Origin of the sequence: Bradyrhizobium arachidis, from assembly GCF_024758505.1 — a bacterium.
Lineage (GTDB): Bacteria > Pseudomonadota > Alphaproteobacteria > Rhizobiales > Xanthobacteraceae > Bradyrhizobium > Bradyrhizobium manausense_C.
Genome location: NZ_CP077970.1, coordinates 2,150,832 through 2,177,793 on the forward strand (window position 1 = coordinate 2,150,832; position 26,962 = coordinate 2,177,793).

Consider the following 26,962-nt stretch of genomic DNA (forward strand, 5'->3'; position numbering starts at 1 on the left):
AATCTTTTATTAATTAATTGAATTTATCAAGGGGAAAGTCGCGAATCGTGCTATTTAAATGCGGCGGGCGCCGCCCTTGCTGTCGGGTCCGGCGGATCCTCGATCACCTGTCCATTAACGAAAAAGCCAGGGAACTGTACGCGCCGTCCCCTGTGCGGCGATGGAAATCCCGTTCCCGTCTCCGGAACTCGAATTCCCGTGCATGTTTTGCACATAGCCTGAATCCAATTCCGAACTGATGCTGCTCGGTGGATTTTATCGAGAGCCCTGTCGGGAATTCCGCGGGCGCATGTTGTCGAGGTACGTCGGATCCAGTTCCGAAATCAGCCCCTCGAGATAGATCTTCCCGTCGGCTGAGGCCGACCGGTACGCGGCCACAAGCGCTGGCTTGGCGGCAGGCCGATGCGTAATGACGAGGCTGACGTCCCGCTTGATCAAGTCACGAAATTCAAGCTCCCGTACCACAGCATCAGTCGCGAGCGCGACGGACAGCCTTAACGGAAGCAGATCCAAGTCATTCGCCGCGGTATAGTACGACATCTTGAGCATGGCTGCGGTGCTGGACTGGTCCGAATTGTGCTTCGACGCCGCCGCGAGCATGAGCCAAATGTCGCCGCGAAGCGGCGAAGAGCGCAATGCGCGGGCAAACGCATTCGAGGCCAGTGGAAGAGCCGTCTTTTGCTCGCCCGCGGTCGAATCCCAGTGGGATCTTGATCCCTCTCGGGTCCACAAGTCGTCGCGCGCTGCTGCAACCGAAACCGGTGTCGAGATCCCGTTCGGCCATGTTGCTGCGGTCGATACGCCTGTCGACAAAGAAGATTGACGACCGAGATACCACTCTGGGAGGATCATCCATATTGCCTGCATGGTCAGCGCGATTCCAAGCACCATCAGGGCAACGCGGGGCCAAATGGTGGCAAACGCTGACGCGAACCTGGGACGAGACGCCGGAGTTGGACTGGCCATCCAGTCCGAAGCCTCTTTCGATTCCAAGGATATGGCGTCACGTCCCGAGCCGGGGACGCTTTGACCGAACGCCAGTCCAAAAAGCGCAGCGACCAAAAGTGATGCGCCAAAACCCAGAATTCCATGGTCGGCAAAGGCCAGTATCGTCAGTGCAATCGAAGCGCCAGCGCCCAAGGCTGGGTACACGTAATCGTAAGCTCGCGACAATGAACGTCTGATCAGAATACAAGCGCCGAGCATTGCCACAATTGCGAGACCGCAGAGGAAGGCCCACCCCATGTCTATAACAGTTGCGGCGGCAGCCGTCGGCCTTTCCCGCGGGGCGCCGATTCCAATGTCCCGATAGATCGGCAAGAGGACCGTCGAAGCGCCCGCACCGGATCCCGCCGGCCCGACGTCCTGCAGCATCCGTTCTGTCGCAATCTGGCTGCTCGTTGACAAGGCGATCGTCAGATCGGTGTTCGTCCTGAACGGAATGACCGTTACGATGGCAACGGAGAACAACGTGGCGGTTGCGAGAACGCCAGCGGTACCCCACACGCCCAAGAACCACCCGCGAATAGCGAAAACCGAGAGCAAGATTCCTGATCCGAGGAGGGCGGCAACGACAGCGGTGGAGTTGGTCCGGATCAGCAGGGCGGCGATGCAGACAATCATCGCGATGATCGCGGCGGACAGAGCAGGGAGCGGCCCTGGCGCAATTGTTCCAGGGCGACTGTGCCGCCGTAATTGATCGACCGCGCGTATTGCCGTCGCGCAGGAGAGCAAGACGCCCAGCACTGCGACGGTTGAGCCATCGGGCCCGGTGAGAACAGTTGTTTCCTTGCCGAACCACATAGCCGTGGCAACCATGGCTATCGACAGTAGAATATGCAGGAATTGCGCTGCGCGATATCGGTCAAGCGCGATGACCGCAGTGACGAGAGCAACGGCGAGCACAGCGCAATACTGCGCGAGCGAGAGCATAGTCGCCCCGGTATCGACCGTGATTCTTTCGGCGAGGGGCTCGTTTAAGGCTGCCGATGCAGTTGCCCAAATGGGGTTGCCGAGTGTGCCCGTAGGCAGCGGCACCGCCTGTAACGCCATCCAGAGCGCCGGAGCGGCGAGCACGACGACGAGACCGGGCCTGAGAAGCCTGGCGAGCCCGAGGGAGGCTGATGATGGAAAAATCGCTACAACTAGCGCGGCTGTCGCAAGTAGGAAGGATGCCAATACCCAGCTTTGCAGGCTTTCCGGCAATGCGAGCGCCGCGCTAATCGCCACCAACTCGGCGAACATGACAAGCCGGATCATCATGTAAACACCATCTTGCGGTGCGGCCACTCCGCCGACCCGCTGGCCGGAGAACGGGAAGGCCGCTACGAGACAGCCTCAAGACCCAGAAAGGCCATAACGGATGTAGTGGCTGTCATGATAGTAGTAGCTCCGGTGACCGTCATAACGAGCCATTGCCTTGGTATCCGTTTTGCTGAGAACTGCTCCAATCAGCGATTCGTGAATGTTGGGTGCCGTGTGCAGTGCGTGCTGCACGACATCGATTTTGGTCCGGCCCCATTCAACAACTAGAATGTAGCAGTCTATTAGAGATGAGGTGGCTCGGACATCAACCAACGGCGTCAGGGGAGGAAGGTCAACGATGACGTAGTCATAGTTAGCTCGCAAATTGTCGAACAGCTTGCTTATCGCGTCGGCGCAAAGAATTTCACTAGTGTGAAGCAGAGGTCCCCGCCGCACGGCGGGTAGAAATGCAAGATTGGTCGTCGGATCCCGCCAAATTGCCTCCGCGAGGGACCGGCTGCCGTTTGCAACTTCGATGATTCCGCTGGCAGCCTTGGGCGCAAAGATAGCGGATAGTGAGGGATTCCTCAGGTCGCAATCGACGATGATGGCTCTCTTGCCGGTGTGCCCGATCAATTGCGCGAGCGAGGCCGCAATCGTGGTCTTCCCTTCATTCGGTAGGGCAGAGGTAATGCCAATGACCTGGGAGGAGACTTTCGTCGGACTGTGGTCGATGGCTAGCTTGATGGATCGAATTGCCTCGGTATATCGTGATAGCGGCATCCCGACCACGGTCCGATGAATTGCGGTTGGAGACGACACTATCCGTTGCTGAAGATCATCATCGGTTTTCTGGGGGCGAACTGGCGGCTTCGGAGATTTGCGGGCCGGTAACAATGGGACCAAAGATAGGCAAGGCAATTCCAACACAGTTTCGACTTGTGAAGAGGTGCGAAAGACGCGGTCCATGAGGTCTCTGAGCAGCGCCAAGCCGACGCCTAGCGCGAGACCGCCGAGGATGCCGAACGCCAGTACCAACCTTGTCTTTGGCTTACTCTTGCTCGGCGGCGGCGAAGCGGGAAACAGTACCCGCGTTTCTGAGACGGGAAATGTCTCTTGCTGTGCGGAGCCCATGTAACGCTGCAGGAAGGTCTCGTACAAGCTACGCAAGCCCTTTGCTCTGCTTTCCAGATCCTTGATGGTCAGTTCGGCAGAATTGACTGAACGGGACTGCGAAACGGCCTTGGACAGCTGCTTTTCGATTTCTTCCTGCCGCTGTTTGGCGAGCTCGAATTCGCTTCGGCTGACTTCGGCAAGTCTCCTGACTTCGTCGAAAATGGAGACGCGAAATTCCCGCGCGCGGTTCCGGACATTGACGACTGCCAAGTGGTCGCGACCGACCCTCGCCGCCAACTCGGCCTCACGTCTCGTAAGCTCCAGATACTGCTGGCGCAGCCCCGTAATGATCGGACTGTTCAGCGCGTCGGTCCCGATGGCATCCAGATTGACCATCGAGGACGGCTTTGTCGGATCGGACGCAAGGAGAGTTTCATAGCGAGCCAACTTGGCCGTGGCCTCAGAGGTCTGGGCGCGTGCTGCAGCCAATCGATTGTTGATCTCTGTGATCTGCTGCTCGTCGATGGGCTTTCCATCCAAAGAAACGATGTTGTGCTGGGTCTTGTAGACGTCGACGGCACGCTGCGCAGCGAGGGCTTGGTCACCTAGGTCGCGCAGCCTCTCCTGCAGCCAGCTTGTTGCCCTGCGATTGGCGTCGAATTTTGCATTGAGCTGGTCCGCAACATAAGTATTGGCTACCGCGTTGACGATCTCCGCGGCTCGGGCTGCGTTGCTCGAATTGAAGCTTATCTCAATGACGTTGCTGTACCCGACACGGCCAGCTGAAAGCCGATTGAGAAATGCGTCTACGATGGTGTCCGATGGTTCGCGGTGCGTATCGGATGGCTCATCCTTCTTCGATCCGGTCGAGGCCCACGGCCGAATTCGCTGCCAGAGCGACTGTAGAGATAGCCCTGACGCATTGAAGTCGGGATCGTCCGCCAGTTTCAACCGGTCGATTACCGCAACCGCAGTGGCCTTTGATCTCAGGAGCTGAAGCTGGGTCTCGATTTGATTGAGATCGAAAGCGGGCTCCGCGAGGAGTGACTGCTGCTGGACAAACTGGGGCCTTGGATTGGCCAACAGGATCTGAACTTGCGCGGTATAGGTTGGAGACACCAACCGGAGATAGAGCAGGCTGGCCGCAGTGACCACTCCAGCAGTGACAAGTATTACGAGATATTGGCGTCGTAGAAGCCCGATACCGAAATTGATGACGTCGCTGATTCCTCCGCCGTCTGCCTGGACGGGTTGAGGCAGCCCGTTCACAGGCAGCCGTAGTCTATCCGTGTGTTGAAGATTGTTCTGGAGCATCACGTACCTGTCCGACGGTGGGTCACGTTGAGGCCGCCCGCCCGCAGACCAACGTTTAAGAAGGACGTGCGAGGCGGTGAGAGATTATATACCTTATAAAAATCTGCTTGCCAAATTAAATAAATCATATATTAATTAATGCGAGAGTGAAAATAAGAGTGGGGCCGTCCTCTCGGCTCCAACGTTGGCAAAATAGACGATATTTCTAGGGTTTACGGTCTGACCGGTATTTGCATCGAAAATAATGTGAGCGTTTAGAAGCGGATTGGCGGGGCGGAAAATTAATTCCATTGGGGATTATGGTCCGCCGTATGGAAGCCCGATCCAAATTGAGGGCCGGCAGGAGGGTACCCAATGCTGGAACTGCGATCCTTGGCGATCCCTGATGTCAAAGTAATCCGAACAGATCGGTTTTCCGACGTCCGCGGCTACTTCTGCGAGACCTTCCAGCGATCGGCCTTTGCGGAGAAGGGAATCCTTCATGACTTCGTTCAGGATAATCAGTCCAGCTCAGATCGGATCGGCACGGTGCGCGGCTTGCATTTCCAGCGACCGCCCTTCGCCCAGGCGAAGCTCATACGGGTGTTGAACGGGGCCATTCTCGATATTGCTGTTGATCTCCGGCGTTCATCGCCCAACTTCGGCAAACACATCGCCATCCAATTGGATAGCGAAGGCGGTGAGCAGGTGTTCATTCCGAAGGGGTTCGCGCATGGTTTCTGTACGCTGCAGCCCAAGACCGTCGTCTTGTACAAGGTCGACCAGGTCTACGCCCCGAGCCACGACGGCGGTGTCTATTGGGCTGATCCAGCATTAGCGATCAAGTGGCCCGTGACCTCCTCGGAGGCTCAGGTGTCACCAAAGGACCAAACCCTTCCTGCGCTCAACCAGCTTGGTCGCGTTTTCGACTAGTGGAGACGAGTAGAATGCGCATCCTGGTGACCGGCGGAGCGGGCTTTATCGGTTCTGCAGTGTGTCGCCGTTTGGTGCTGCAGACTGGTGCTGCAGTGATCAACGTCGACAAGTTGACATACGCGGCCAACCTGGCTTCGCTGGCGAGCATCGAGGGACTGGAGTCTTATGCGTTCCTGCAGTCCGATATCTGCGATCGCGAGGTTATGGATCTCGCGTTCGCCGACTACGAGCCGGATGCGATCATACATCTGGCCGCCGAAAGCCACGTCGACCGTTCGATCACCCGGCCCGACGCCTTTGTCACCACCAATATAGTTGGCACCTACACGCTGTTGGAGGCTGCCCGGACCTACCACGAGCGTCTGCCGATTCCGCGGCAGAAGCAGTTCCGCTTCATCCACGTATCGACAGACGAAGTCTACGGTTCATTGGGGCCAGACGACTTGTTTCGCGAGGACACGCCCTACAAGCCGAGTTCGCCGTATTCGGCCAGCAAGGCAGCCTCGGACCACCTCGCACTCGCGTGGTTTCGAACCTACGGTCTGCCGGTCATCGTATCGAATTGCTCGAACAACTACGGGCCGTATCAGTTCCCGGAAAAGCTCATCCCGCTGACGATCCTCAACGCGATCGACCGGAAGCCTCTACCGGTCTATGGCGACGGCAGAAATATACGCGACTGGCTTCACGTCGATGATCATGCCGCCGGCTTGATAAGACTGCTGTACGAAGGGAAGCCGGGAGAGAAGTACAACTTCGGCGGAGATGGCCAGCGATCCAACTTGGAGGTCGTCACCCAGGTCTGTGACGTGCTGGATCGACTATCTCCGGGCGCGGGAGCGAGACGATCTCTCATCACGTTCGTGCCGGATCGTCCGGGACATGATGCGCGCTATGCGATCGATGCGTCGAAGGCGCATCGCGAACTTGGCTGGCACCCGACGAGAACCTTCGAGCAGGGCTTGGCCGAAACCGTCGGATGGTATCTCAAGAACCGTGCATGGTGGGAGCGTGCTCGCCGCAGTGTCTATGACGGCTCGCGTCTGGGCCTCCTGGCTGCCCAACACTGAGGCGAAGATGACAGATCGACCCATCCTCATTGCCGGACGGAATGGTCAGTTGGCAACGTGTCTTCGTGGTCTCGCTGCAATGCGCGGTCTGCCTGCGGTGGCTCTCGGGCGCCGAGAACTCGATCTGGAGAACCGCGAAGGGATCGATAAGCTCATCGCGTCGATCGCGCCGTCGGCAATCATCAATGCGGCCGCTTACACGGCGGTCGATCAGGCCGAATCTGAAGCAGCGAAGGTGTTCAGCATCAACCGCGATGGCGCGGCGGCGCTGGCAGATGTCGCGTGGCAGATGAACATTCCACTCATCCATCTCTCGACCGACTATGTGTTCGACGGCGCGAAAGCGGATGCGTATGACGAAAGTGACATTCCCGCGCCGTTGAATGTCTACGGCGCCTCGAAGCTCGCCGGTGAAGCTGCTGTTTTGGCCGCGCATCCGCTGGCGACCGTGCTCAGATGCTCGTGGCTTTACAGCCCCTATGGCAGCAACTTCGTTCGAACGATGCTGCGGCTGTGTGAGACGCAGCCCATTGTAAGGGTTGTTCGGGACCAACATGGAAATCCGACCTACGCATTCGATCTCGCGGAGGCCGTCCTTCGGATCGCACAACGGTCAGTAACTGACGATCGCAGGGCCACGGCCGGCATCTTTCATCTCGCCGGTCAGGGCGAGACGAACTGGCACGACTTTGCGCAGGCAATCTTCCATGAGCGTTCCCGTCGTGGAGCGCGGATTCCGTCGATCGAGGCGATCACGACTGAAGAGTTTCCGACCGCTGCGCGTCGGCCTCGGAACTCGCGCCTGGACTCATCCAAGGCCGAACGCGTGTTCGGGATTCGATTGGCGCCCTGGCGCCATTCACTCGAAGCTTGTCTCGACCGGCTAGTCGGAGAAGGAGAAACCGATGCTGAAGGGAATCGTGCTGGCTGGCGGCAGCGGAACGCGCCTCTATCCGATCACGCGCGTGGTCAGCAAGCAGTTGCTCCCGATCTATGACAAGCCGATGATCTATTATCCCCTGTCGACGCTGATGTTGGCGGGGATCCGCGAAATTCTGGTCATTACCACGCCTTCAGACCGGTGTCAGTTCGAACGGTTGCTGGGGGACGGCAGCCAATGGGGCATTCGGCTCAGCTACGCGGAACAAACCCGTCCCGCCGGTCTCGCTGACGCCTTCATTGTTGGTGCCGATTTCATCGGAAGCGATCGTGTAGCGATGGTGCTTGGGGACAATATCTTCTTCGGCGATGGCCTGAGCGAACTGCTAGCCAGGGCGGCAGGACGCGAGGAAGGCGGAACAGTTTTTGCTTATCATGTGCGGGACCCAGAACGATATGGCGTCGTCGCGTTTGATGAGGCGGATCGCCCGGTATCTATCGAGGAGAAACCCAAACGGCCGGCTTCCAATTGGGCAATTACGGGGTTGTATTTCTTCGACAATCGCGTCGTCCGCTACGCTCGTCGGGTCGAGCCGTCGTCGCGCGGAGAGCTCGAGATTACCGATCTTCAGATGCGCTACCTTTCGGCCAATGCGCTACACGTTGAGCGTATGGGACGGGGATTTGCCTGGCTGGACACCGGCACGGTCGAGTCTCTCATCGATGCAGGGACGTTCGTGCAGACCCTGGAAAAGCGCCAGGGAATGAAGATTGCCTGTCTCGAGGAGGTCGCCTTCAGACAGGGCTTCATTAATCGTGATCAACTTCTCGCGCTGGCGCAACCGCTGGAGAAGAGCGGCTACGGCAAATATCTGAACGAAATCACGCGGCTGCCGCATTTCGCTTCGCGATAGCGCCGCTCAACCTATTTTGTAATTTATCTTAACTATATGCGCACTGAATTGACGGGCGGTTTAAAATAGAATTAAATGTTTGAGGTTTATTTATTTAATCGGTCGCACCATGCTGGTTCAAAAGCCGAGCGTCTTTGGTCGGGGAGCCCGGGCCGTTTTTCCAGGGGAAGATATCCCGGCCTTTTGGCGAGAATCGACGGTCTGGAATTCATTCGAGGGCTTGGACCCGCCCGGCCTCTGGGGCCAGCCGTTTGCCGATCCGCTAGCAAGCGAGTCACCTCGTCTGCCACCTCTAGTTGGTGACGCCAGTTTCTTCCTACCATCGTCTCGGCATGGTTCGGGCGACCCGCCAGACCCGCGCGGCGCTGGACCCGGATTCGCCTCCGCATCTTTCCAGTCGCGAATGTCCGCTCTGCTATCTTCGACGTCTTTGGCGAGCCGCCATCAGGGCTTGGTCCCGACGTTTCCATCTGTGGCAAACCAAGGGGCGCCGTCGACATCATCATCGCTTTCGGCCCCAGGCACCACCCACTGGGCCCGTCCGAGCGACGGAGTCTGGAATGTCGCTACGAACTGGAGCGCCGGAGTTCCTGGAATCATCGACTCTGCGGTCCTCGATGCGACAGGAGCGTATGTCGTCACGAGCACGGCCAGTGTTGATATTGGGAGCCTGGTCCTTGATGCCGGCGCGACGCTTTCGTTCGGTGCGGGGGCGCCATTTGTCGTCGAAGGCGATGTACTGAACAATGGGACCGTCGAAGTTGGGGCGTTCCTTGGCGATCGCATTGCTACAGGGGACTTCAAGGGCGACGTCAGCGGCACAGGATCCTTCGAAATTGCAGACAACGCGATCCTGGAGATCGGAGGTTCGGTTTCCGGCCAGTTCTTGAATGGATCGTTCTCCGGCATAACCGTGTCGTTCGACACGGGAGCTGGCACGCTTGTCCTCGATCAGTCGACCAACTTCCACGGCTTGATCGCAGGTTCTTCGCCGGGAGCGCCGCTTGCGCCAGGCAACCTCATCGACTTGAAGGATCTGCCCTTCACATCGTCGATGTCGGCGACCGTCCACTACGACAATAGCGCGAATATCAGCGCAGTCGATTTCAGCAATGGTGCTGCCAATGTCACCTTGCTGTTCTCGGGGATGGACTTGAATTGGAATTTCAAAAGCGATGGGCAGGGAGGCACCATTGTCTCCGATCCACCCACGAATCCCATCGTTCTGGAAAACCAGAAGCCAGGCACGCCGAGAAGTGTCTGGGAGATCCAGCCTGGCGACAATTCGACTCTGACCGAAGGGTTTGCGACTGCAATCAGCACCAATGTCGGCGGGACAGTCCAATTCAAGATCAACAACCTGACCGGCAACCCAAACTATCGCGTCGATGTCTACCGGTTGGGCTATTACGGTGGTGATGGTGCCAGGCTAGTTACGAGCCTGCAGCATCAGGCCGCAACTGCGGTCGTCCAACCCGATCCATTGCGCGACCCGTCGACCGGCCTCGTAGATGCCGGCAATTGGAGCGTGACCGACTCCTGGAGCATACCGACCGATGCGGTCTCGGGCGTCTACATCGCCAGCGTCGTCAACGGCACCGAGATTTTCCAGATCCCGTTCATCATAAGGAACGACGCTTCGCACAGCGACGTCGTCCTCCAGACAAGTGATGAGGACTGGCAAGCCTACAACGGCTGGGGAGGGGCCAACCTATATTTCGGGAATGGCCCGGGCGTCAGCGGATCAGCCTACGCGGTCAGTTACAATCGCCCCCTCGTAACGCGTGACGGCGAGGGGACCTTTTCCGAGGGGGGAGACTCCCCGTTCACGGCCGAGATTGCGGCGATCTATTGGCTGGAGCAGAACGGGTACGATGTTTCTTACATTTCTGGAGTCGATGCTTCGACAAACGGCTCGTTGTTGCTCAATCACAAAGTCTTCATGGACGCAGGGCACGACGAGTATTGGACCGAAGCTCAGCGCGCCAACGTAGAGGCCGCAGCGCATGCTGGCGTGAACCTTGCGTTTCTCACAGGCAACGAGATCTTTTGGAAAACAAGGTTGGCCCCCAGCATCGATGGCAGCGGATCAGCCAATCGCACACTCATTAGCTACAAGGATACGCACGCAAATGCGTTGATTGATCCATCAGGACAGGCGACCGGAAATTACTCCGACCCGCGGTTCGGTGCGCCTCTTCCCTCGAATGAGTTGACCGGTACATTGTTTGCGGTCAACGCATTTCGGTACGATACGATAACGATACCGTATCCAATGACCCAATTGCGCTTCTGGCGCAACACGGCCGTCGCGCAAACGTCACCCGGGCAGACTGCCTCGCTCGTACCTGGCCTGTTGGGCGTCGAATGGGACACCGCGCCGGACAACGGATTTCGCCCAGCGGGGTTGATGAGTGTCTCATCTACAACATTGCAGGTGAATGGACAGCTTCTCCTCGATTATGGCAACACGTTCGCAAACGGCACGGCGACCCACAATCTCGTGCTGCATCGGGATCCCGTCAGTGGCGCACTGATATTCTCGGCCGGCTCAATCAACTGGCCGTGGGCGCTTGCTAGCGACCACGACGGGCCCGCGACCCCGGTCGATCCCAACGTACAGCAGGCGATGGTTAACCTGTTCGCCGACATGGGGGTTCAGCCGGCGACGCTGCAAGCGAACTTGACGGCCGCGTCCCAGTCGACAGACGCTACGGCGCCGACCTCCGGTATCACCAATCTCTCGGCTGCCAGCGTTGTCGAAGGGCAATCGATCACAGTGACGGGGACGGCCACTGACGCGGGTGGAAAGATTTCCGGCGTCGAAATCTCCACGAATGGGGGAACAACCTGGCATCCAGCCAACAGCAATGTCGGCGCGGCGAGCGTGACCTGGTCATACACGTTCGTCACAGGCGCTCAGGGGACCTATAATCTCAAAACCAGGGCGGTCGACGACAGCCTGAACCTGGAAACACCCGGTGCGGGCGCAACCTACACGGTCACACCATCTTCCAACCTGACACTCTTCAGCAGTACCGATACGCCTGCGTTGCTCTCAGACAGCGACTCCGCCTCAGTTGAGGTTGGCGTCAAATTCGTCCCGGCCGTGTCGGGCAAGATCACCGGCATTCGTTTCTACAAAGGGTCTCAGAATACTGGCACCCACATTGGTGATCTCTGGACCGCAAACGGCACGCTGCTTGCGAGCGCCACCTTCACCAACGAAACCGCGAGCGGCTGGCAGCAGGTTAATTTCGCCACGCCTGTCAGCGTGAACGCTGGCACGACATATGTTGCTTCCTACCACGCGAACACCGGTCACTATTCCTCAACCGACTTCTACTTTATCGGCTATGGGGGCGTTACGAAAGGTGCGCTCACCGCGCTAGGTAGCAGCCTCAACGGCGTCTATGCCTATGGCAGTGGCCCGACCTTCCCCGGCAACGTTTCCTCTACGAAAGCCCCGAATTACTGGGTAGACGTCGTTTTCGATGATTCAGGCGTGGCGTCGCCACAAGCTAACGGCGACAGTGGCTTCACGGTTACCCAAAATGGTGTGCTGAATATTGCGGCATCGACGCTACTTGCGAACGACACCAACCCATCCGGGTTGGCTTTCTCGCTTACCAGCGTCGGTAACCCGGTCAACGGAAGCGTAAGCTATAATTCGCAGAACCAGACCGTGACCTTTACTCCTGCCAATGGCTATGCCGGGGCGGCGAGCTTCACCTACACGATCACGGACACGAGCGGCCAAAGTGGTTCCGGCCAGGTATCGCTCAAGGTCAACTATCCGGTCTCTGCGCAGAGCCTGTTCGGCACCAACGATGCGCCAAGTGTCCCCAATTCCGGCGATACCAGCTCCGTCGAAGTCGGAGTCAAGTTTACCGCATCCGTGAACGGGACAATAACCGGTCTGCGCTTCTACAAGGGATCGTTGAATACCGGTCCCCATGTTGCGGATCTCTGGAGTTCGACCGGAACCCTGCTTGCGACTGCCACATTCACCAATGAGACAGCCAGCGGTTGGCAGCAGGTCAGCTTCTCCAATCCTGTGGCGATCACGGCAGGCACCACCTACGTCGCATCCTATCATACCAACGGCAATTACTCCGGTACGCAAAACTATTTCACGACATCACTTACCAACGGCCAGTTGACGGCTCCGGCTAGCGGCAATGGCGTCTACGCCTACGGAACAGGCAATCTGTTCCCAACCAGTACGTATAACGCCAGCAACTACTGGGTCGACGTCGTCTTCAACGGCTCCTCCAATCCCAACAATACGCCACCAACCGCGGTTGCTGACGGCGGTGATGCCACCGAGAAGGGCGGCGTGAACAACAGCATCGGTGGCACGGCGGCTACTGGCAACGTGCTGACCAACGATACCGATCCCGACGCGGGCGATACCAAGACGGTCACCGCCGTCAGCTTCGGCTCGACCGGCGGCACACTCGGTTCAGCGCTGTCTGGAGCGCACGGCAGCCTCGTGCTCAATGCCTCGGGCACCTTCACATATACGGTCAACGAGACGGATCCGGCCGTGCAGGCCTTGCTGTCGTCGACCAACACGCTCAGCGATATCTTCAATTACACGATGCGCGACACCGCCGGCGCCACGTCATCGACCACGCTCACCGTCACAGTTCATGGCGCCAACGACGCGCCGGTGCTGGCCGCCCAGACCGGCGATCAGACCGCGACAGTCGGTACGTCATTCTCCTTGACGCTGCCTGTGGGCACCTTCACCGACGTCGATTCCGGGGATTCGCTCGCCTACACAGCGACCGCCGCCGACGGCACGGCACTTCCCGCATGGCTGACCTTCAATGCCTCGACACGGACTTTCAGCGGTACACCAACGTCCAGCAATGTTGGCACCCTCAGCATCAAGACCTCGGCCACCGATCTCGGCGGTCTGTCAGCCAGCGAGACGTTCAATCTCACGGTGACGACAACGCCCTCAGCCGTGAGCCTGTTCTCGAGCTCGGACACGCCGGCCATCCTGTCGGATTCCGATGCGTCGCAAGTCAACCTCGGCGTGAAATTCACGTCCTCCGTGGCAGGCACGATCACCGGCATCAAGTACTACAAGAGCGCAAATGACCCCGGGACTCATACGGGTTCGTTGTGGAGCAGCACCGGCACGCTACTGGCGAGTGCGACTTTCACCAACGAGGGCAGCAGTGGCTGGCAGACCGTCACATTCAGCAGCCCCGTGTCCATCACGGCTGGCACGACCTACGTGGCGAGCTTTCACAGCAACGGTCACTATGCTTCCACCACCAATTACTTCACCACCGCTCGCACCAGCGGCCCGCTCACGGCTCCTGCGAGCACCAATGGCGTCTACACCTACGGAACAGGCAATCTGTTCCCAACCAGTACGTATAACGCCAGCAACTACTGGGTCGACGTCGTCTTCAACGGCTCCTCCAATCCCAACAATACGCCACCAACCGCGGTTGCTGACGGCGGTGATGCCACCGAGAAGGGCGGCGTGAACAACAGCATCGGTGGCACGGCGGCTACTGGCAACGTGCTGACCAACGATACCGATCCCGACGCGGGCGATACCAAGACGGTCGCCGCCGTCAGCTTCGGCTCGACCGGCGGCACACTCGGTTCAGCGCTGTCTGGAGCGCACGGCAGCCTCGTGCTCAATGCCTCGGGCACCTTCACATATACGGTCAACGAGACGGATCCGGCCGTGCAGGCCTTGCTGTCGTCGACCAACACGCTCAGCGATATCTTCAATTACACGATGCGCGACACCGCCGGCGCCACGTCATCGACCACGCTCACCGTCACAGTTCATGGCGCCAACGACGCGCCGGTGCTGGCCGCCCAGACCGGCGATCAGACCGCGACAGTCGGTACGTCATTCTCCTTGACGCTGCCTGTGGGCACCTTCACCGACGTCGATTCCGGGGATTCGCTCGCCTACACAGCGACCGCCGCCGACGGCACGGCACTTCCCGCATGGCTGACCTTCAATGCCTCGACACGGACTTTCAGCGGTACACCAACGTCCAGCAATGTTGGCACCCTCAGCATCAAGACCTCGGCCACCGATCTCGGCGGTCTGTCAGCCAGCGAGACGTTCAATCTCACGGTGACGACAACGCCCTCAGCCGTGAGCCTGTTCTCGAGCTCGGACACGCCGGCCATCCTGTCGAATTCCGATGTGTCGCAAGTCAACCTCGGCGTGAAATTCACGTCCTCCGTGGCAGGCACGATCACCGGCATCAAGTACTACAAGAGCGCAAATGACCCCGGGACTCATACGGGTTCGTTGTGGAGCAGCACCGGCACGCTACTGGCGAGTGCGACTTTCACCAACGAGGGCAGCAGTGGCTGGCAGACCGTCACATTCAGCAACCCCGTGTCCATCACGGCTGGCACGACCTACGTGGCGAGCTTTCACAGCAACGGTCACTATGCTTCCACCACCAATTACTTCACCACCGCTCGCACCAGCGGCCCGCTCACGGCTCCTGCGAGCACCAATGGCGTCTACACCTACGGAACAGGCAATCTGTTCCCAACCAGCTCGTTCAACGCCAGCAACTACTGGGTGGATGTCGTCTTCAACGGCTCCGGCGGCGGCAGCAACCAGCAACCGGTGGCTACGGCTGATAGCGGCTTCGACGCCACTCAAGGCATCCCCTTTACTATCTCTGGGGCGGCACTGCTTGCCAACGATACCGATCCGAACGGCGACGCTCTGACGATCACTGGCGTGAGCGGTGCAGCTAATGGGACCGCGACCTTCAACGCCCAGAACAATTCTGTGACGTTTACGTCAGCGAGCGGCTTTACCGGGCCGACTTCTTTCGACTACTCCATCTCAGACGGCCGGGGTGGCACTGCAAGCGCCTCCGTCAACGTGACGGTGCATGCCCCATCGTCCAACGTCGTTAGCCTGTTCAGCTCCAATCCCACGCCGAGTGTTGTATCGGCCAACGATGGCAAGGCGATTGAGGTTGGTATGAAATTCCAGGCGTCCACCACCGGTGATATCCTCGGATTGCGTTTCTACAAAGGAGCGTCCAACACGGGGACGCATGTTGCCGATCTGTGGAGCAGCACCGGCACGCTTCTGGCGACGGCCACGTTCACCAACGAAACGGCGAGTGGCTGGCAGCAGGTCAACTTCAGCACTCCGGTGACGATCGCCGCAGGGACCACGTATGTTGCGTCCTACCACAGTGCGGGAGGTTATTCTGCGGATCCAAACCTCTTCGCCAGTTCCTTCACAAGTGGACAGCTAACGGCTCCGTCGTCTTCGTCGAGCGGCGGCAACGGCGTTTACGCGTACGGGACCGATAGTCTGTTCCCGACGAACAGTTTCAACGCGACGAGTTACGCCGTCGACGTACTATTCAGACCTCAGCTAGCAGCATAGGAGACGTAAGATGCACGCCGAACTCTATACCGATGGAATCGAAGAAATTACCGTCAGCGGAACCATCGTCCGCATCGATCTGGTCAGTCTTTCACCGACGGAGCGTGACGCCAACAACGTTCCCAAACGAGTGTTCTCTCAGCGACTGATTTTTTCGGTCGAATCCTTCGCCAACTCGGTCGATGTGATGCAGAAGGCACTTCAGGGCCTGGTTGACGCGGGCGTGGTCCGGCGGAATCAGCCAGCTGAGTCGCACAACGGTGCGGGTGGACGTGATGCGCTTGCGCCCAACACACGGTCTCTGAATGTCTCTTCGAATTTCCGCTGAAATCGACGCCGCCGGCGGCGCGGAGGACCGGGTTGCGGACGCGCCCGGATTGGGGACGCAGACCGCATTGGAATGCCTGTCCAAGATTTCTGGTCATCATGGCATCGATCTGCCGGTCGAGCGCCTGAAGCACGCCTACGCCGTGGCCGGCCCGATCTCGTTGAATCTCCTGTTGCGCATGGCCAAGGACGCAGGCCTGCGCGCCAGAAGCACGAAGCTGGACTGGGGCGCGCTTATTCGTCTCGGAGAAGCCTATCCGGCGCTGGTTCGGCTCGCCAATGGCAACTGGATCGTTGTTCTTGATGCGAGACGGGGAACTGATGGCGCTGAGGTCGTCAGCGTCTTCGACCCGCTCGCCGACCGTAAGAACGAGGTCTTGGTTGTCGACCGGAACCGGTTCTGTGCCCAATGGGCCGGAGACACGATCCTGGTCAAGCGCGGGCAGCTGACACAGGATGGTCGGAGGAGTTTCGGCCTCCGGTGGTTCGTACCGGAGCTGCTTCGTCAATGGCGACTGTTTGGGGACGTCGCGATTGCTGCCATCCTGCTCTATGCGTTGGGCCTCGTCATCCCGATCTTTTTCCAGCTCGTCATCGACAAGGTTCTGGTTCACGAGAGCTTCACCACGCTCTACGTACTCGCGGCGGGGGCGACCGTAGCACTCGTCTTTGACGCGATGTTCGGCTTTCTACGGCGCTATCTGCTGCTTTATGCGACCAATAGGGTCGACATTCGAGTTGCTACAAAGACGTTCGGTCATCTCCTCGGGTTGCCGGTCACTTTCTTCGAGCATATGGCCGCGGGTGTCCTGGTCAAGCATATGCAGCAAGCGGCGCGGATTCGTGAGTTTCTGACCGGGCGCCTGTTCTTGACCACCCTCGACGTGCTGTCGTTGTTCGTCTTCCTGCCGGTACTTGCGCTCTACAGCGTCAAATTGACTCTCATGGTTCTGGCCTTCACTGCCACGAGCGGCGCTGTTATCGGCCTGCTCATGGGGCCCTTTCGGCGACGTCTTTACGATCTCTACCAGGCGGAAGGTGCGCGGCAGGCTCTCCTCGTCGAGACAGTTCACGGTATGCGCACCGTGAAGTCGCTGGGGATGGAGCCCTTGCAGGGCAGGATCTGGGATAGCCGCTGTGCACAGTCGGTAACCATGCGGTTCGGTGTCGAGAAGATTTCCGCAGGCGCCCAGGCACTCACCGGATTTCTCGAGAAGATCATGACACTTGGGATCATCGCTGTCGGAGCACTCGATGTCTTCGCTGGCGAGATGACAATCGGTGCGCTGGTCGCCTTCAACATGTTGGCCGGGAGGGTCTCCGGACCACTGGTCCAACTCGTGACCATGGTGCACGAGTACCAGGAAGTTGCTCTTGCCGTGAAAATGCTCGGCGAGGTGATGAATCAGAAGCCCGAGCGTGATGGTAGAAAAGACGGGCTGCGGCCCGACTTCGCCGGCAAAATCGAGTTCGAGAGCGTTTCTTTTCGCTACGGAGCCGAGGGAGCGCCGGCGCTTGATGATGTCTCCTTCGCCGTGGAGCCAGGCTCGATCTTCGGGATCGTGGGCCGGAGCGGCTCCGGCAAGACGACGCTCACAAGGCTGATTTCGGGCATGTATCCGGTGCAGCAGGGGCTGTTGCGTATCGACGGATATGATTCGCGGGAGCTCGACCTGGCGCACCTGCGCCGAAACCTCGGCATCGTCTTACAGGATAATTTCCTGTTTCGCGGGACGGTTCGCGACAATATCGCCTGCGTGAAACGTGACGCGACCTTTGCCGAGGTCGTCGCTGCGGCACAGCTCGCAGGCGCCGACGAGTTCATCGAGCGGTTGCCCCGTGGCTTCGACACCATGCTCGAGGAAGACGCTTCGAACCTGTCCGGCGGGCAGAAGCAGCGGCTCGCGATTGCGAGGGCTCTGATCGTGAATCCACGGATCGTGATTTTCGATGAAGCGACGAGTGCCCTCGACTCCGAAAGCGAAATGATCATCAGGCGCAATCTCCGCCGCTTGGCGGCAGGGCGTACCGTCATCATCGTCTCGCATCGGCTGTCAATGCTGACCGAAGCAAGCCAGATCCTGGTGATGGACCGCGGCCGCATCGTCGACGTCGATCGCCACGACCACCTCCTGTCGAAATGCACCATCTACAGGCATTTGTGGAACCAACAGATGAAGCAGATTGCATGAAGGAGACAAAGAAATCTCGCGCGGATGCGAAGCCTGACGGTCTGGTCGTGGCCAGAACGGTCGAACGCCGGCGAAAGCCATTCAGGCCAGCGCCGCGGCGAGCGCCAGCGATCGCCGAATTCCAGTCCGATGCAACCGAGGTCGAGCAGCAAGCGCCGCCGCGGGTCGCGCGTCTCACCCTCTACGGCGTACTAGCACTGATTGCCTTCGCGATCACCTGGGCATCCGTTTCGCAAGTGGAGATGATCGTCACGGCGCAGGGAAAATTGACCACGACACATCCCAATCTGGTCGTGCAGCCGTTGGAAACGTCGGTCATACGCGAGATCCGCGTCAAGGCCGGTGACCGCGTCAACCGCGGCGACGTTCTGGCCACCCTCGATCCGACTTTCTCGCAGGCGGATTTCGATCAATTGCGCGGCAAAGTGGCTGCTTTCGATGCGTCGATCGATCGCCTGGGCGCCGAATTGAATGGAACCGAGTATGCCGTCAAGGATCTCGCGAATGCGGACCAGGTCCTGCAGGGCAAGTTGTTCTTGCAGAGGGGGGCCGCCTACGAGGCGCAGATCCAGAACTACGACGCACAGATCGCTTCCGCTCGAGCCAATCTCAAGACAGCGCAGAACGAAGAGGTGGTTCTCCTTCAGCGGCTCGACACGATGCGTTCAATTGAAGCCATGCGCACCACGCTGATGGACAAGGAAGTCGGTTCGAGGCTGAACTTTCTGCTGTCTCGCGATGCACGGCTCGAGGTCGAGAGCAATTTGGCGCGCGTTCGTGGCAATATCGCCGATACGACGCATCGTCTGGACAAGGCCCGCGCTGACCAGAAGGTCTTCGCCGAGGAGTTTCGTCGCACCACTTATCAGGAACTGGTGGAGACGCTGCCGAAGCGCAACAGCGCAGCAGAGGAATTGAAGAAGGCCGAGCTTCGTCGACAGTTGATCGTCCTGCAGGCGCCGGCAGATGCCGTGGTGCTGGATATCGCAAATCGGACAGTCGGCTCGGTGGTTCGCGAAGCGGAAACGCTGTTTGTCCTGGTGCCGCGAGACGTGCCTCTTCAGGCAGAGGTCAACGTCGAGGGGCGGGATATCGGTCAGGTGGCGCTTGGACAAGCGGTCCGGATCAAGTTCGAAGCGTTTCCCTTCCAGAAGTATGGAACTGCAACGGGAGAAGTCCGCGTCATCAGTCAGGACACGTTCTCGCCGGATACGAAGGCCGAAGGTGCGCGCCGCGCGCCAGCTCCCTATTACCGCGTACTGGTCGATTTGTCCGACACGCACCTTCGGCTGCCGCCTGAGCGCATTCAACTGATTCCGGGTATGGCGGTGACGGCCGAACTGAAAGTCGGCAAGCGCACCGTGATTTCCTATTTCCTGTACCCCTTGCTTCGCGGTCTGGATGAAAGCATCCGGGAGTACTAGGCAATTCGGCGTGGATGCCGGTTCAATGAAGATCAGCTCCAATGCCGGTGCCGGATTCAATGACCTCATCCGAGGTATACCCGCGAAGGGACCGACAGCTTCAAAGTCGCGAACAAATATCGCCAGATTTCGCCGTCCCGAATACCCGTGCCGAGCTAAAGGAGCGGAACTGAGATCATGGCCGATTTAATCTCACGTTATCCGTTCTGCGACAGGTCGCCTCCAGAATCGCCATCCATTTTTCGCCCCGAATAGCTTGTCGTTGCAAAGGGTTGTGCATTTTAAAATTATAATTAGATAATTTCTTGAAAATAACTGATTGCTCGGTATTATATCATAATAATTAAATTCCATGTTATTCAAAATAGAATAATGCCGATCGCAAGAGTTATCGAGTCAACCAAGCAAATTCAACATCTCACGCGATTTTTGATCTCTGGTGCAGTTATGTCGAACGACACAATTGGAATTGGGGTTATCGGATACGGCTATTGGGGACCGAACCTGGTCCGCAATTTCGCTGCTCATCCTTCGGTACGTCTAATTGGTGTAAGCGATCTTGATTCGGAAAAGCTCGCGACCAGCAAGCGTCTTTATCCAGGAGTGATAACGACGTCCTGTTACGACGAACTGTTGAAGAACCCAGCCGTCGATGCCGTGGCCATCGCGACACCGGTTCATACACATTATGAATTGGCACTATCCGCACTCAAGGCGGGCAAGCACGTTCTGGTCGAGAAACCGCTTGCACAGAATTCAGATCTGGCCCGACGCCTGATCGACGAGGCGGCTCGGCGCGGTCTGATACTGAGCGTGGACCACACTTTCGTCTACACGCCAGCCGTGCGGAAAATCCGCGAGCTCCTGCTTAAGAAAGAGCTTGGTAATCTCTACTACTACGACAGCACGCGCGCGAGCCTTGGCCTGTTCCAGAGTGATGTCAATGTGATCTGGGACTTAGCGGTGCACGACATTTCGATCATCCACCACATCTTGGATGAGGAGCCCGTTGCGGTTTCGGCGACAGGATCGTGCCATGTGGTCGGCTCGCCGGAAAACATGGCCCATATCACATTGTTCTTCGATAGCGCATGCGTGGCCCATATTAGCGTCAATTGGCTCTCGCCAATCAAGGTCCGCCAGACGTTCATCGGAGGCAGCAAGAAGATGATCGTCTATGACGATCTTGAACCGACGGAAAAGATCAAGGTGTATGACAAGGGTATCACCGTGGACGGCCCCTCCGACAACGCCCATCAATTCCGGATCGGGTATCGGGCTGGCGATATGTGGGCGCCACACGTCGCCCCAAAGGAAGCGCTGCAGATCGAGGTCGAGCACTTCGTCGATTGTGTGCGTAGCGGCGCGCGCCCGATTTCGAGTGGCATGTCCGGACTGCGGGTGATCGAGGTCCTGGAGGCTGCATCCCGCTCCATCACAGAGCACGGCAAACCGGTCCTACTGAAACGGCAGCCGTACAGGAGCCCGGAACGTGCGACGGCGACGGTTTGAATCATTGGCGGGCGACATTCTATCCGCGAAGAGCGCGACGGTCTCGCGATGAATTCGGTACAACGTTCCATCATGTTTTCGGCGGCCGACCGCTATGGCAGCGTTGTGCTAGTCCTCTTTGCCACCGCGATCCTCGCTCGTCTGCTTTCGCCGGCAGAATTCGGTGTCTATGCAGTCGTCAGTGCCATCACGACGATAATTGGCGCCTCCTTTTTTGAGTTCGGGGGCGGAAATTATCTGATTCAGAAGCGCGAATTGTCCACCGCGGACATTCGCTCCGCTTTCACCATCACGCTCGGGATCTCAGTAGCGATTGCGCTTCTGCTGTTCGCACTTGCGGGCGCGCTCTCGGAGCTCTTCGCCCAGGACAGTCTCAAAAGGGGCATCGAGGTGTCAGCACTGAATTTTGTTCTAGTACCGTTTCACGGGACAATATCTGCGCTGCTGCGCCGCGACATGAAGTTCGGCACGCTGGCCGTGTGCAACCTGGCGACCGTAGCGGCGACTGCCCTCGCATCGATCGTGCTTGCGATGGCGGGATTCAGCTACATGGCTCCGATCTGGGGCGGTTTGGCAGGGGGCACTGTATTCACCGTGATGCTGCTAGCCTGTCATCGTGACTGGAGCGCCCTGCGTCCCTCGCTGCTCGAACATCGCGAGGTTGTCAACTTTGGTCTTTATTCCAGCGCGGTCAGCGTGATCAATCTCTTCTACAATCTTGCGCCGCAGCTGTTCCTCGCCAAAATCCTGGATTTTGGATCTGTCGGTCTGTTCACCCGGGCTACCAATCTGACACAGATGTTCGACAGGCTCGTCGCGCAGGTTCTAAATCCTGTCATTATGCCGGCGATTGTCGCACAACGCAGGGCAGGGGCGGATCTGAAAGCCGTCTATCTCGACGCCATTCAGCTCCTTTCGGCTGTGCAGTGGCCGTTCTTGATTTTTGTCGCGATCATGGCTCGGCCGATTGTTCTGGTCTGGCTCGGGCAGACGTGGCTGGAAGTAGTTCCCTTGGTGCGCATTCTCTGCATTGCAAATCTCGCGCTATTCGCGGCTTGCCTGACCTACCCCGTGTTCCTCGCGGTTGGAAGCGTGCGCGACGCGCTGGTGTCTTCGCTTATCTCGCTACCACCCTCGCTTCTGGTCATTCTGTGCGCGTCGTTTTTCGGCGTAGAGGCTGTCGCGGCCGCGGCCCTCGTGACGCTCCCGTTCCAGACAGCCGTGGTGATATATTTCCTCAGGCGGCATCTGGCCTTCAGTACAGGAGAGTTTTTCCGTGCCTCGGTGAAGAGCGGCCTGGTGACGTTCGCTATGGCCCCCGGTGTGCTGGCTTGCGCCGCGTTGATCGAAGCGGGCATGCTCACGTCCCTGACCGGCCTTATACTGTCGTTCCCCATTGCCGGGCTCGGCTGGTGGTGCGGATTGATAATGACCGGCCATCCGCTGCTGGATCAGCTTCGCCATGCTGCAGGCGGGCTCCTCCGGAGTGCGCCGTGGCTGCGTCGGTCACGTCCGGCATAATCTCGGAGAGCAACCATGCCTATAACGAAGGATGTAAAACTCGGCCGTGACGTCAGGATATTTCATCCCGATCTGGTCAACCTGTATGGTTGCGCCGTCGGCGACGAGAGCAGGATTGGAACCTTCGTCGAGATCCAGGCGGGGGCAAAGATAGGTGCGCGTTGCAAGATATCGTCGCACACCTTCATCTGCGAGGGCGTCACGATCGAGGACGAGGTTTTCGTCGGTCACGGCGTGATGTTCACGAACGATAAATATCCGAAGGCAACAACCGCGGATGGTCGTCCTCAGCTGGCTTCGGACTGGACACTTCAGCGCACTCACGTCGGTAGGAGAGCTTCCATCGGCTCGAACGCGACTATTCTATGCGGTGTGACGATCGGAGAGGGGGCCTCCGTAGGCGCGGGAGCGGTGGTGACAAAGGACATTCCGCCCGGCGCCATCGTCGCCGGAGTGCCCGCTCGGGTTCTGTCGGCAGCTCAAGACACGGTCCTGAGCGCTCGCGGCTCAGCAGAGGTGCTTCAGAAAGACTATTACCGTTAATATATATCCGGTCTAAATTTAATGCTTGATTAAATTTAATATTGATATTTAAATGATCGATATAATATCGGTCAAATCAAGGGCTTTGAATCTTGATACCCTTCCTGGACCTGAAAGCACAATATAGCCAGATCAAGCCGGAAATCGACGCCGCGGTGGCGAGGGTTGTCAGTAGCGGACACTTTGTGCTCGGACCCGAGGTCACGGCCTTCGAGGAACGCTTTGCGGATTATTGCGGGACCGCCCATTGCCGCGCGGTGAACAGTGGCACTTCGGCGCTTCACCTTGCCTTGCTGGCGGCGGGCATCGGACCCGGTGACGAAGTCATCACGGTATCCATGACGTTCGTCGCAACGACCGCGGCCATTCTCTACAGCGGCGCCAGGCCGGTATTTGTCGACGTTGACCCGGTAACATGGACGATGGATCCCGGCTTGATCGAAGCGGCGATAACACCGCGAACCAAGGCGATTCTGCCAGTTCACCTCCACGGACTGATGGCCGACATGGATACGATAATGGCCATCGCGCGTCGTCACGGGCTGGTCGTCATCGAGGATGCCGCGCAGGCGCACGGTGCGGAATATCGCGGACGTCGCGCAGGCTCGATCGGCGATCTGGGATGCTTCAGCTTTTACCCCGGCAAGAACCTTGGAGCGTTTGGCGAGGGTGGGGCGGTCGTCACCGACCGGCCTGAATTCGCGCGCCGCGTGTCACTGCTGCGGGATTGGGGGCAGGAGGCGAAATACGACCACGTCATCCCCGGATACAACTATCGCATGGACGAAATCCAGAGCGCGGTACTGAACGTCAAACTGGACTACATTGAGCGCTGGACGGAAGCGCGTCGGTCGCTGGCTGAGCGATACAATGCACTGCTGTCTGATCTCCCATTCGCACGTCCCCAGCCGCCCCGGTACGCCCGCCACGTGTATCACGTCTATGCGGTCAGATTGGAGCGGCGCGACGACGCGCTGACGCTGTTGCGTGATGCCGGAATTGGCGCCGGGATTCACTATCCCGTTCCAGTGCATCTGCAAAGGGCGTATGCAGAACTCGGCTATCGCGCCGGTGATCTCCCCGTCACTGAGATGCTTGCGAACGATTTCCTCTCTCTTCCCATTTATCCCGAGCTGCCGCCGGAACGGGCGGCCGAGGTTGTCGGAACATTGAGGAGTGCGGCGTCACTGCAGCCTAGCGCAGCCATCAGCACCCGGATGGAGCATCCACAAAGCGACATGGCATGTTCCCAAAACAGGAGAGCGTCTTGATTGATATCAAGGGTAAACGCGTTCTGGTCACCGGCGGGGCGGGATTCATCGGCTCCCACATCGTTGATCTGCTCTGCGACGAGGGCTGCATCGAGATTGTTGCCCTCGACAACATGATCAGAGGCCGGCCGGAAAATCTCCGGCGCGCGCTCGGGCGTGGGCCGGTAAGGCTGGTTCACGGCGACATTCGCGATCGCAAGCTGATGGAAGCGTTGGTCAAGGCTGCCGACATCGTCTTTCACCAGGCCGCGCTCCGCATTACTCATTGTGCGGCCGAACCGCGCCTGGCCAAGGAGGTCATGGTGGATGCCACCTACGACCTGCTGGAGCTGTGTATCAAGCACGATATTGAGAAGGTCATCGCGGCGTCTTCGGCATCCGTCTATGGCCTGGCCGAGGAGTTTCCGACGACAGAGCGGCAGAATGCCTACAACAACCGAACTCTCTACGGAGTCGCCAAGGCGTTTAACGAAGGGCTCCTGCGGGCATTCAACGATGCATGCGGCCTCGACTATGTCGCATTCCGGTATTTCAACGTCTATGGCAGCCGGATGGACATCCACGGACGGTACACCGAGGTCTTGATCCGCTGGATGGAGCGGCTGGAAGCCGGATTGCCTCCCGTTATCTTTGGTGACGGCCGTCAGACCATGGATTTCGTCCACGTCCGCGACGTTGCGCGTGCCAACATCCTTGCGGCCAGGGCAAAGGTTACCGATGAGGTCTTTAACGTTGGGAGCGGCACTGAAACCAGCCTGACCGAGCTCGCTACGGTGCTCGCGTCGGTGATGGGACACCGCGGCCTGACACCGGAATTCGCGCCGGAGCGCTCGGTCAATCCGGTACCACGACGGCTGGCATCGACGGGCAAGGCAGAGCGTTTGCTGGGCTTCCGCACCACTGTTTCGCTGGAGCAGGGGCTCGCCGATCTCGTGAAATGGTGGCGATCCGAGCGCGAGCTCGCTGCGGACCATCAGCGGCAGGCGGCGGCTTCGTGATTCCGATCGCCATGTCGCTCCTTGCAGATCAAGAGACCGAAGCGGCGTGCCCAGCCGTCGTTTCCGGTCGGGTGTCTCAGGAGGCAGAGGCGGAACGCGCGGCCGTGCCATCCGGCTAGGTTTCGCGGGGTCCGTAGATGGCAGCCTTAGCACGGGTTCGCCGGTGGAATCGGCGGTCGATATCTGCGCCGCACCCGCGCAAGGTCATCATCCTGTGAGCTGAAGCACCGCGATGAGACTGATCGAACCCAGAGATACGCAAATCTGATCGAGTCCGACCGGGCCAGCCATGATTTCGATCGTCGTCCCAGCCCACAACGAGAGTTCCGTGATTGCACGGACGTTGAGCCAATGGGTCGGTACCCCAGCTTCGGACGAGATCCGCGTAGTCGTCGTTTGTAACGGGTGCACAGACGACACTGCGAACGTCGCCCGGCGTTTCGGCCCAACCGTCAATGTTGTGGAATCGGACATCGCAAGGAAGACCCACGCTCTGAACCTTGGTGATCAGATCGCGGACGTGTTTCCGCGGATCTATGCTGACGCCGATATTGTCATTACGGTTGATGCCATTCTGGCTTTGGCACGACGCCTTGATCGAGGTGACGTTTTGGCGGTGGCGCCTACGGCCGACATCAATCTGGCGGGCTGTTCCTGGCTCGTCCGCAAATACTTCGGAGTGCGGTCGCGGCTGCCGTCTTCGCGCGAGGGCATCGGCGGTTCCGGCGTCTACGCCGTATCCGAGGCGGGACGCATGCGGTTCGGCCAATTTCCAGACATCACCGCTGATGACACCTATGTTCGACTTCAGTTCAGAGCAGAAGAGCGGGAGACACTGTCCTGCGTGAGGTCCACGGTATTCGCCCCGCGCACTCTGCTGCAGCTTATCGCCGTCAGAACTCGCGCCTATAGGGGAACATTCGAACTCGCCCGGCGCTTTCCCGAGCTGCTCGTCAACAAAGGAGCGGCAAATAACCGGGCGCTCATCGCGCTATTCAAAGAACCTCGCCTATGGCCAGGGTTGTTGATCTATTGCGGGGTAAACATTGTCGCTCGTTACAATGCAACCAGAGGTTACAGACGTGGAGCGGATCTCTGGCAACGCGACGAGACGTCTCGTGCAGCGCTATCAGATTCAACCAAATGAGAGACCGTAGCTCCGTTTGAGGGCGTCAAGGGTAGGAAATCGGACGCTACATCGGCACGTAGATAACTTGATCTTAAATGCCCCGTCAGTTAATTTAACTAAAATACCAAACATAAATGCGATTGATTTGAGATTTATATAAAATAAATCGCGATGTCGGA

At 58.6% G+C, this 26,962-nt stretch carries 16 protein-coding genes; 14 read left to right on the forward strand and 2 right to left on the reverse strand.

The features are described 5' to 3' along the window. Positions 1 to 255: 255 nt before the first annotated feature. Both KUF59_RS09550 and KUF59_RS09555 read right to left on the reverse strand, forming a co-directional pair. On the reverse strand, positions 256 to 2,262 hold the full coding sequence (locus tag KUF59_RS09550; protein WP_212462358.1) for a hypothetical protein: 2,007 nt from the start codon (positions 2,260 to 2,262) through the stop codon (positions 256 to 258). Between the two features lie 75 nt (positions 2,263 to 2,337). Next, positions 2,338 to 4,674 carry an AAA family ATPase gene (locus KUF59_RS09555; RefSeq protein ID WP_212462439.1) on the reverse strand — a complete coding sequence of 779 codons (2,337 nt, stop codon included), beginning with the start codon at positions 4,672 to 4,674 and terminating at the stop codon, positions 2,338 to 2,340. A 354-nt stretch (positions 4,675 to 5,028) separates the two neighbouring features. On the opposite strand from KUF59_RS09555, the gene rfbC reads away from it, so the two are divergent. From rfbC to KUF59_RS09625, 14 genes are all read left to right on the forward strand, one after another. After that, a complete protein-coding gene (gene rfbC, locus KUF59_RS09560) occupies positions 5,029 to 5,586 on the forward strand; it encodes a dTDP-4-dehydrorhamnose 3,5-epimerase (protein ID WP_212462357.1) in 558 nt (185 codons plus the stop codon). A 14-nt stretch (positions 5,587 to 5,600) separates the two neighbouring features. Next, positions 5,601 to 6,659 carry a dTDP-glucose 4,6-dehydratase gene (rfbB, locus tag KUF59_RS09565; protein WP_212462356.1) on the forward strand — a complete coding sequence of 353 codons (1,059 nt, stop codon included), beginning with the start codon at positions 5,601 to 5,603 and terminating at the stop codon, positions 6,657 to 6,659. Between the two features lie 7 nt (positions 6,660 to 6,666). After that, on the forward strand, positions 6,667 to 7,656 hold the full coding sequence (gene rfbD / locus KUF59_RS09570; protein ID WP_212462355.1) for a dTDP-4-dehydrorhamnose reductase: 990 nt from the start codon (positions 6,667 to 6,669) through the stop codon (positions 7,654 to 7,656). After that, positions 7,565 to 8,452 carry a glucose-1-phosphate thymidylyltransferase RfbA gene (gene rfbA, locus KUF59_RS09575; protein WP_212462354.1) on the forward strand — a complete coding sequence of 296 codons (888 nt, stop codon included), beginning with the start codon at positions 7,565 to 7,567 and terminating at the stop codon, positions 8,450 to 8,452. Before rfbD ends, rfbA begins: the two co-directional genes overlap by 92 nt. A gap of 403 nt (positions 8,453 to 8,855) precedes the next feature. Further along, positions 8,856 to 15,866 (forward strand): DUF4082 domain-containing protein, encoded by a 7,011-nt coding sequence (locus KUF59_RS09580; RefSeq protein WP_258769384.1) that lies wholly within the window; start codon positions 8,856 to 8,858, stop codon positions 15,864 to 15,866. A 10-nt stretch (positions 15,867 to 15,876) separates the two neighbouring features. After that, on the forward strand, positions 15,877 to 16,194 hold the full coding sequence (locus KUF59_RS09585) for a hypothetical protein (RefSeq protein ID WP_212406088.1): 318 nt from the start codon (positions 15,877 to 15,879) through the stop codon (positions 16,192 to 16,194). After that, positions 16,172 to 18,385 (forward strand): peptidase domain-containing ABC transporter, encoded by a 2,214-nt coding sequence (locus KUF59_RS09590; protein ID WP_249140687.1) that lies wholly within the window; start codon positions 16,172 to 16,174, stop codon positions 18,383 to 18,385. The genes KUF59_RS09585 and KUF59_RS09590 overlap by 23 nt, the downstream gene beginning before the upstream one ends. Next, positions 18,382 to 19,809 carry an HlyD family type I secretion periplasmic adaptor subunit gene (locus KUF59_RS09595; RefSeq protein WP_249140686.1) on the forward strand — a complete coding sequence of 476 codons (1,428 nt, stop codon included), beginning with the start codon at positions 18,382 to 18,384 and terminating at the stop codon, positions 19,807 to 19,809. The genes KUF59_RS09590 and KUF59_RS09595 overlap by 4 nt, the downstream gene beginning before the upstream one ends. A gap of 447 nt (positions 19,810 to 20,256) precedes the next feature. After that, a complete protein-coding gene (locus KUF59_RS09600; protein ID WP_212461600.1) occupies positions 20,257 to 21,321 on the forward strand; it encodes a Gfo/Idh/MocA family protein in 1,065 nt (354 codons plus the stop codon). 48 nt (positions 21,322 to 21,369) lie between these two features. Beyond that, on the forward strand, positions 21,370 to 22,842 hold the full coding sequence (locus KUF59_RS09605; protein ID WP_212461587.1) for an oligosaccharide flippase family protein: 1,473 nt from the start codon (positions 21,370 to 21,372) through the stop codon (positions 22,840 to 22,842). A gap of 15 nt (positions 22,843 to 22,857) precedes the next feature. Further along, positions 22,858 to 23,385, forward strand: a complete 528-nt coding sequence (locus tag KUF59_RS09610) for an acyltransferase (protein WP_212461586.1) — start codon at positions 22,858 to 22,860, stop codon at positions 23,383 to 23,385. A gap of 92 nt (positions 23,386 to 23,477) precedes the next feature. Further along, positions 23,478 to 24,656 carry a DegT/DnrJ/EryC1/StrS family aminotransferase gene (locus KUF59_RS09615; protein WP_212461585.1) on the forward strand — a complete coding sequence of 393 codons (1,179 nt, stop codon included), beginning with the start codon at positions 23,478 to 23,480 and terminating at the stop codon, positions 24,654 to 24,656. A gap of 5 nt (positions 24,657 to 24,661) precedes the next feature. Then, the gene (locus tag KUF59_RS09620; RefSeq protein ID WP_212461599.1) at positions 24,662 to 25,654 is read left to right on the forward strand and encodes an NAD-dependent epimerase/dehydratase family protein; all 993 of its coding nucleotides are present in this window, start codon (positions 24,662 to 24,664) and stop codon (positions 25,652 to 25,654) included. Between the two features lie 289 nt (positions 25,655 to 25,943). Beyond that, the gene (locus KUF59_RS09625) at positions 25,944 to 26,801 is read left to right on the forward strand and encodes a glycosyltransferase (protein WP_212461584.1); all 858 of its coding nucleotides are present in this window, start codon (positions 25,944 to 25,946) and stop codon (positions 26,799 to 26,801) included. Positions 26,802 to 26,962: the final 161 nt, after the last annotated feature.